Consider the following 1018-nt stretch of genomic DNA (forward strand, 5'->3'; position numbering starts at 1 on the left):
GTCAGGCGTCCATGCGTGGCCGCCATGAAACCGGCAGCCTGCTCATGCCGCGTTGTGATCAATTCGATCCGCGAGGTGCGCAACGACTCCAGGACGTCGAGATTTTCCTCGCCGGGGACACCGAAGATCCGATCCACGCCCTCATTCTCGAGGGCGGCGATGAGGAGGTCAGAGCCCTTTTTCAAATTTCGGCATCCTTGTGGTTGAAGCGGGACCCAAATGAACGGATCGATCCCAAGCGAAACTGACAATGCTTTGGACCTACTCTATCTCAACGGGGCGGGTATTGTGACCGGAGCGAAGGGGCATTCGCGGATTGTTGTTCAACTTTGTCGAAGGTAGGTTAGCCCGATGAACGACCGCATCCATGATCGGTGGCCGGACGTACCGTATGGTCCTTGGCGTGGTAGCTGCTCCGCGCTGCATCTTTATTCCCAGATCATAGGGAAATATCGGCTTGCACGCACGCCCTGGGTGAACCATTCGTGGCACGCGACCCTCTATCCTAATGCTCGCGGCTTCACGACCGGGCTCGTGCCTGATGGAGCTGGCGGGATCGAGCTCAGCCTCGACCTGGTCGACCATCAGGTGGTCGGAGCGGCCACCGACGGACGCACTGCCCGATTTCCGCTCGAGCCGATGTCGGTCGCTTCCTTCCATGCTCACGCATTAGACCTCGTTCGCAGCCTCGGCGGGACGGCGGAGCTGAACGGCATGCCGAATGAAATCCCGAACGCGATTCCGTTCGCAGAGGACCGGGCCGAGCGGCCCTACGATGCCGATGCCGTCGCGCGCTTTTTCAAGGCAAGCATAGCGGTGACAGCCGTACTCCAGACCTTCCGCACCGCTTATCTCGGCAAGGTCAGCCCGGTGCACCTGTTCTGGGGGAGCTTCGATCTCGCAGTGACGCGCTTTTCCGGGCGGCGAGCGCCCCTACACCTGGGTGGCATTCCCGCCCTGCCCGACGAGATCACCCGCGAAGCCTACAGTCATGAGGTTTCGTCGGCTGGCTTTTGGC

The 1018-nt window shown here is 61.0% G+C and carries 2 protein-coding genes; one reads left to right on the plus strand and one right to left on the minus strand.

Annotated elements, in window-relative coordinates; translation table 11 throughout:
- Positions 1-185, minus strand: a 185-nt coding sequence (locus E5W70_RS32395) for a thiamine pyrophosphate-binding protein (RefSeq protein WP_292665430.1), incomplete at its 3' end; no start/stop codon positions are given.
- 166 nt (positions 186-351) lie between these two features.
- Here E5W70_RS32395 and E5W70_RS32400 point away from each other — a divergent pair.
- Positions 352-1018 (plus strand): DUF5996 family protein (locus tag E5W70_RS32400; RefSeq protein ID WP_292665426.1); only part of this gene is annotated, 667 nt, incomplete at its 3' end.

The sequence above is a fragment of the Mesorhizobium sp. genome (assembly GCF_005063415.1).
Classification (GTDB): Bacteria; Pseudomonadota; Alphaproteobacteria; order Rhizobiales; family Rhizobiaceae; genus Mesorhizobium.